The organism is Streptomyces tropicalis, assembly GCF_029269835.1.
Taxonomy (GTDB): domain Bacteria; phylum Actinomycetota; class Actinomycetes; order Streptomycetales; family Streptomycetaceae; genus Streptomyces; species Streptomyces tropicalis.
The window spans coordinates 1-6,620 of sequence record NZ_JARJBB010000058.1 but is presented as its reverse complement, the minus strand read 5'-3'; the positions used below and the strand labels follow the sequence as shown (position 1 = coordinate 6,620).

The 6,620-nt window shown below is 70.9% G+C and carries 7 protein-coding genes; all 7 read left to right on the top strand.

The features are described 5' to 3' along the window. Positions 1–804 precede the first annotated feature (804 nt). On the top strand, positions 805–1,317 hold the full coding sequence (locus tag P3H78_RS32625) for a hypothetical protein (protein ID WP_276112802.1): 513 nt from the start codon (positions 805–807) through the stop codon (positions 1,315–1,317). A 567-nt stretch (positions 1,318–1,884) separates the two neighbouring features. Beyond that, entirely contained in the window at positions 1,885–2,790 is a 906-nt protein-coding gene (locus P3H78_RS32620) for a DUF4097 family beta strand repeat-containing protein (RefSeq protein WP_276112801.1), read from the top strand. Positions 2,791–2,897: 107 nt separating this feature from the next. Next, the gene (locus tag P3H78_RS32615) at positions 2,898–3,026 is read left to right on the top strand and encodes a hypothetical protein (protein WP_276112800.1); all 129 of its coding nucleotides are present in this window, start codon (positions 2,898–2,900) and stop codon (positions 3,024–3,026) included. A 339-nt stretch (positions 3,027–3,365) separates the two neighbouring features. Continuing rightward, positions 3,366–3,830 (top strand): hypothetical protein, encoded by a 465-nt coding sequence (locus P3H78_RS32610; protein WP_276112799.1) that lies wholly within the window; start codon positions 3,366–3,368, stop codon positions 3,828–3,830. A 178-nt stretch (positions 3,831–4,008) separates the two neighbouring features. Then, entirely contained in the window at positions 4,009–4,392 is a 384-nt protein-coding gene (locus P3H78_RS32605) for a hypothetical protein (RefSeq protein ID WP_276112798.1), read from the top strand. Between the two features lie 596 nt (positions 4,393–4,988). After that, the gene (locus P3H78_RS32600; RefSeq protein ID WP_276112797.1) at positions 4,989–5,465 is read left to right on the top strand and encodes a hypothetical protein; all 477 of its coding nucleotides are present in this window, start codon (positions 4,989–4,991) and stop codon (positions 5,463–5,465) included. Positions 5,466–5,653: 188 nt separating this feature from the next. Next, on the top strand, positions 5,654–6,620 hold a 967-nt coding region (locus tag P3H78_RS32595; RefSeq protein ID WP_276112796.1), incomplete at its 3' end, for a hypothetical protein.

The following is a 6,620-nucleotide window of genomic DNA, read 5'->3' as shown; positions in this document are numbered from 1 at the left end:
GGTCTGACCCGCAACACGCCAGGCACCGCTCCTCCAACCTTGGCCCGCTCCCGCCGTGACCGGCTGGGGCGGGCCTCGTCAGTGCCCGTCCCGAGAAGTGCCGGGTGCCGAGTGCGCAGCAGGGGCCCGCCGAGGGAGCGCCCACGGACGCTGTTGCCCTGCTAGGTCCCCGCCGGGCGATCGTCCTCACCGCCGGACAGCACCAAGGCAGAACCAGGTCCTGGAGCAAGAACCGGCGCCCTCCCATCACCGTGAAGGTAAGGATCACCGCGTCCATGTTCCGCACACGCACTGCCCCGTCCCTGACCGTGCTCGCGCTCGCCGGGGTCATTCTGTTCATCGCCATCCTGCTCGTGCTCGTCGCAGTGTTCGCCGGTTCCGGCAACGGCACCGGCCACTCCCCAACGCGCTGCACCACGGCCCCCACGCTCAAGGCCCCCGCAGGTACACAGCCGTGCGCTGCGCACACGACGGGGAGCGCCCCTGGCCGGGGGAGCACTACGGGAACACGCCAGCCCGCAGGTCCGGCGCGGAAGGAACCGGCACGGAAGGGCCCCGCCCCGAAGCCCAAGGCCCCCGCCGCTCCGAAGGCGCCCGCCGCCCCGAAGACCCGCCGCTGACCCCTCCCGCTCAACCAAGCACCCCAAGGCCCGCCCCGCCGACCCCGGCCGGGCGGGCTCACGCACGTTCAGCGAGGCACTGTCTCCCGTCTCGGATTGCGGGGCTAGCACCCGGTGCGGCGACCGTCCACCGTGGCCGGACCGTCCCGGCCGGTGAACGAACCCACCCACGCAACGGAGAACCATGGGCGACAAACACGCTCCTGACCACGCGATCGCGGCCGTCCGCGCAGCACTGGCCACCGCGCACGACCTTCGCCGGCTGGACGTCCGGCGCACCGCCGACCCGGACACCTACATCACGGTCACCCACTGCCCCGACCCGGCCGCCAACCACAACCAGGCGGACCAGCATGCCGCCTACACCGCGACGCTGCACGAGGCGGGCTGGGACCAGGCGCTCAGCCTGGGGCCACTGGTCCTGATCCCGGGCATCCCCCCGAGCGACACCGCGCCGGACACCTACACCGCAGCCTGGGCGACCACGCTCGATGGCCTCCCGGACCCCGTGGACGCGGCCTACGAAGCGCGCGGACAGCAGCACGACTACGAACTCACCGAAGCCGTTTTCACCGTCACCGACGCGACCGGGCGCCCCCACGTCATCATCACCGACGACGACCTCGAACCCGAGCCCGAGCACGCAGGACGCGTCGAGACCCGCATCTCCGCCTACAGCCACGCTCCAACCGCATAGCCCCACCCCACGCCCCCGGGGCCGTCCTCCGCCACCAGTCGCAGGACGGCCCCGGGGGCGTTCCGACCCAGCCACGGGCCCTGACCTGCCGGGAGCAAGGTTGGCGGACGGGCTCCGCTCACTCGCTTCTCCCGCGGACAGCCGCCCGTCACGGCCCGAGGCCGTGTCCGATTAGCAGGGCGCGGCAGCACCCACGCGTTCCTGCTTCGCGTGACGTCCCGGAGACAGAAGCACGCCTGCCGGGGCGCGCCACCTCATCTCCTCCTTGGTCCCGCAGGGCGGACGCGCCGGGCAAATACCCGAGGAATCGCTCCCGCAGCATGAAACCGCACCGCACCTCACCACCCAACTGCCCTCGGACCTGCGCAGACTGCCCGAGCGGCGAGGCACGGAGGCCGGCGGCAGAGGAGCCACCGGCTTGCTTGCGGCGCTAACCCTCCCCGCCGCCACGGTCCTCTCGGCCCGCCCCCAGGGCCACCGCAACCGCCCGGCCGGCCAGAGGCCGGGCTCCGGCGCGCAGGCCGATCACGGCCCCCTGCGCGCCCCATCTGCCAGGGAGGCCAAGGAATGACCAATTTCGAAATCGTCAAGCGCGACGCCCAGCAGCTCCCGGCTCAGGCCAAGTCCCCCCTGCCGGACCGCATGTTGCTCTCCGACGCTGCCCAGTCCGGCGCCGAGGCACTGACCGCCTTCACCGGCGACGACCGGCAGACCGGCCCTGTGCTGGCCACTGTCACCGCTCAGGACGCCACCGTGTGGTCCGCTGTCGACGCCAGCCTGTCGGTCCCGACGGTCCGCGTGTACTGCGCCGACCCGGGCAGCCCGTACGCCCAGGCCGCCCTCAACACCAGCATCCAGCACCACGGCAACGAGCTGGCCATCACCGTGCCCCGCATCGCAACGCCGTCGCGGACCATCCGCCACGGCAACACCTACATCTCCGGCTCGGGCAACGCCTACTCCTTCACCTCCACCGGTGACATGCACATCAACTCGTCCGGCGTCACCATCACGTCGTCCACCGGCGGCACGGTCATCAACGGCCATCGAGGCGTCGAGATCGAGATCCTGCTGCCCGCCGGGTCCGGGCTGCGCACAACCACCAGCTCCGGCAGCGTGCACGGCTACGGCCACCTGGCAGGAGCCCGCATCGACGCCGCCTCGGGATCGGTGCGCCTGGAGAGCGTAGGGCGTGCGGAGATCGAGGCCGCCTCCGGATCAGTGCGGATCGGCACGGTCACCGAGTGGATCAGCGTCAACGCCGCGTCCGGGTCGGTCGAGGTGGCCCGGCACAGCGGGCAGCAGGCTCGTGTGCGCGCCGCATCAGGGTCCGTCACGCTCACCATCGCCGCCGAGGCGTCCGGCACCGTCGATGCTCACTCCGCCGCCGGGTCCGTCACTCTGCACGGCTCGCACCGACGCGACATGACCATCAACGCCACGGCCTCCTCCGGAACGGTCCGGCGCCCTTGACCATCGTGCGCCCCACCAGGTCGAAGTTCTGGGATCGACGCAGCACAGCTACCGCGGAGCGACACCGCGGCCACCGCCCACCAACCCTCAGCACCACGCGGAGAGTCATGATGAACGAGCCCGAGCCGGAGATCTGCGACGAGTGCAAGGAGGCCATCCCGCCCGCTGACGGTGGAGGAATGGCCAACCGGCATCACGCCAAGCCCTGCTCGCTCTACGACCCCACCGCTGCCTGATGAACCGCGCTGTGCCGCAGCCCACCACCCATCGCCGCCGAATCAGCCACTGCTGACGCCGGTCGAGCGGACCGCGGCGCGACACTGCCGGACTCAACACCACCTCTCCGGGCCCGTCCCCGCCGCACGCCGGCCGGGACGGGCCCGGTTCGCTTCCTACACGGACATGTTGCCCGGCTAAGCCCCCTGCCCGACACGGTCACCCAGGCACTCCCGTTGCCCCGCCCGGACATGGTGCGCCGCGCGCCCCTCTCGATCCGAGCGAGCCTCCACACGGGCCCCACCACCAGTTGGAACAGCCACCCGAGGGCCCGTCATGTCCCTGGAAGGACGATCCGCATGGACCAACAGAAGCCCGTCGTCGAAGAGGTTCCCATCGGAACGCACTTCGACTACCCGGCCGACCAGCCAGTGACCACCTATGAGCAGGAACGGCGCGAACTGCTCGCCGAGTACACCCGTTTCGCGCGGGGGTGCGGGCGGCTGCTCAAGAGCTACCTCATCCGGCCCGCAGGCTCGACGGACCAACTGGTGGTCGAGTTGTTCGACGCCACCCACGCGCAACTCGTCGTCACCTGCGCCACGTTGCAGCGCGGGGGAGCAGGCAGGGCGGGGGTGTGGTACGCGATGGGCACTCTCGCCGACCTGGCGCGCTTCCTCCCCTCGCCCACACGGAACATCCTGGTGCTGCCCGCCGAGCCGGACCGCGACCTCGATGGCCTGTGCGCGATCCGGTCGATTCTGCCGGTGTGGCCCGGCACCGACGGCTTCACCAGCCACCCGGAGAGCGAGCCGCCGCTCTGAACCAGCGGCTCGCTCTGGCCCATCAGCTGGAGCGGGCCCGCCATACGCAGTCCCCGCCCGTCGGCGCTTGCCCCGCTAGCCCACGGGCGGGGCACCTTCATCCTGCCCGAGGCACGCACCCGTGCGGCGCCCTTCCCCAGGCCCGGCACACGCACCATCCCTCCCCGAAGTAGGAGACATGAGCGACACCACCGAGCGCACTCCGCTCTTTCACGGCACCTGCGTCCAGATTCAGCTGGGCCGCAACCGCTACGAAACCCGCGCCGTCGACCCCGACCGCGCTGACGCCGTCGGCCAGAACCTGGCGGCCGCCCAGTTCTACCCCTCCAGCAGTGACGGAGCGGGGATCACCGGGTGGATCGTCTCCGGTACGAGCAGCGACCACTACAGCGAGCCCATCGACAGCCAGGACCAGGCGCTGAAGCTCCTGCACGAAGTCACCCGTGCCGAACGTGTCCTGCTCAGCCGGTATCCCAAGATCTACCCCGCCGTTCCGCCCGTGGCGCATGAGCAGATTCGCCGGGACTTCCCGGAGCTGCGCCGTCTCAATCAGGGCAGCTGAGCCAGCGGCCCGAGCTTCTGCTCCCGGGTCCGTCCCGCTGCGGACTCCGCAGCGGGACGGACCCGCCGCCGTTCTCTGGTGTTGCTCGGCTAGCTCCCATCCACGTCACGGTCCGTCCAGCGCCGGGCCGCGGGCACCCGCCTGTACCTGGCACGTCGCCGACCACCTACGCCCCTTCACTGGAGACATTGACCGTGACCCCTGAAGCTGCCGACTGGGTTCTCTCGAACGTTCTGCCCGCCCTGTACCGCGGTGCGGAAGGCGCCGAAGAACTGCGGACCTGCGTATGCCAGGCCCCGCCGTCCGACTGGCTCGGCGGTATCCAAGCCTCCGAAGCCCGCCTGTGGGACCGCGACGGACGAGCCATCGCAGACTCCGGCCATCTGATCCAGCTGTGGCGCACCAACGGCACCTGCACCCGACGAGGCACCACACCGTGGACAACACCCCGAGCATGACCGGCATCGAACTCTCGCTCCGCCCCGCCGGGCCCCGACCCGCATCGCCCGCGCCCGCCGAGGTTGCCCCGCTGCCGGCCACCAGCGCGCCCGGCCACCCATTCCAAGCCAGCCACCTCGCCTGGAGGACAACCCAGCGTGACCGACACCAAGATCACTCGCTCCACTGCCCACCAGAGCACCAGCCCCCGGCGCGAGGACGACGCCGACCGAGGCCCGGAACTCGACAGCGCCGACCAAGAAGCCGTGCGGAGGTCCACCCATCCCGGCGGGGCGCAGCCGTACACGGACGGCGACGCAGACACCCACCGGGGACCGACCAGTGCCCAGGTATGGGAGATCGCTGATCTCCTGGTCGGAGCAGGCGTCACCCTCCCGCTGGACACCCTTGCAGTCATCGCCGACGCCCGGTCCTCATGGCAGGACGACCTCGGCGGAAAGGCCGCCGCTTCCCAGTACCGGCACTGCGCCCACCACCTACGGCAGGCGGCAGGACTGCTCGCCCGCAGCAAGCACTCGGCCGACGAGGAGGAGCGAGACGCAGCCGCCGCCCTGGCCAGCGCCTACATCGAAGCCGCTGCGACACACGCTCGGGAAGCTGACCTGACCATCTGACCCGACCCTGCCGCCCCGCCCTGGTCCAGGGCGGGGCGGCGTTGCGTCTTCAGGGCAGCCTTCGCCCCTCTCATGACGCCGGTTGCGGGGCTTGCCCCGCCGCCCACCACGGTCCGGCCACCGGCCCGCAGCCGCGCCACGGCTGCACGCCGGAAGCCCGCATCCCACCATCACGTGAGGACAAGACCGTGCCCGACAGCACCCTGAAGTACAACCTGGCGACGCCCGAAGGTCAGGCCATCAGCCGTCTCCTCCGCCAGATCAAGAACATCGAGGACGGCGACGGCGAATGGAATGGCGGTGACACCGTGGATCTGCTCTGCGATTTCTTCATCAGCCTCGGCATCGACATCGACCGCGGCGACTACCAGGTCGACGCCGTGCCACCGCAGGCCGTCTCACCCGAGGCCGCCCCCGACACCGTCGCCGAACTCCTCGCAGCTCACGCAGAGTTCACTACCAGCGGCTACCCCACGGGAAACGAAGGCTTCTTCTACGCCGAGTCCGGCGATGACGGCTTCACCGACTTCACGGTCCTGACCTTCCCCACCGCCTCAGCCGCCCGCGTCCGCCGTGCCATGAGCGTGCTGCGCGCCGCCGGATACACCGCCACCGGGCAGGCCCCCACCAGCCCCGAAGCCGCAGTCCGCACGGTCCGCGTCGACGACGGAGTGCTCCGCGCCTTGCCGGACGACGCCACGACCGCCGAGCGCGCCACCCGCATGCTGCAGGATGCCGGATTCACGCAGCACCCGGAGACCGGCGATCGGGCCCTCGTCGTCAGTTACAGCGCCCCCACGCCCGTGATCTGGCGCCCCCACTGGGTGCAGATCGACGTCACCGCTCCTCGGACCACGGGCCGCGACGCCCGTGAAGAGGTCGCCCACGCCATCGCAACCACCCTGACCGACGCCGGCTGGACTGTGGACGTACGCGGCACCGAGACGCTCCACACCGCCCCGCCGACCGCCGGGCCCACCCCCGTACCCAATCCGAAGCCCGCGCCCGAACCCGTCGGCGATCCGGAACTCGTCCCGGCTGACGTCATCGCCAGCATCCACAACGTCCTCGAATACAACTGGTCCGCGGAACAACTCGACTACGACCAGCAGGACCCCGAGGGCCAGAAGAACCACATCGCCAACGACATGAACC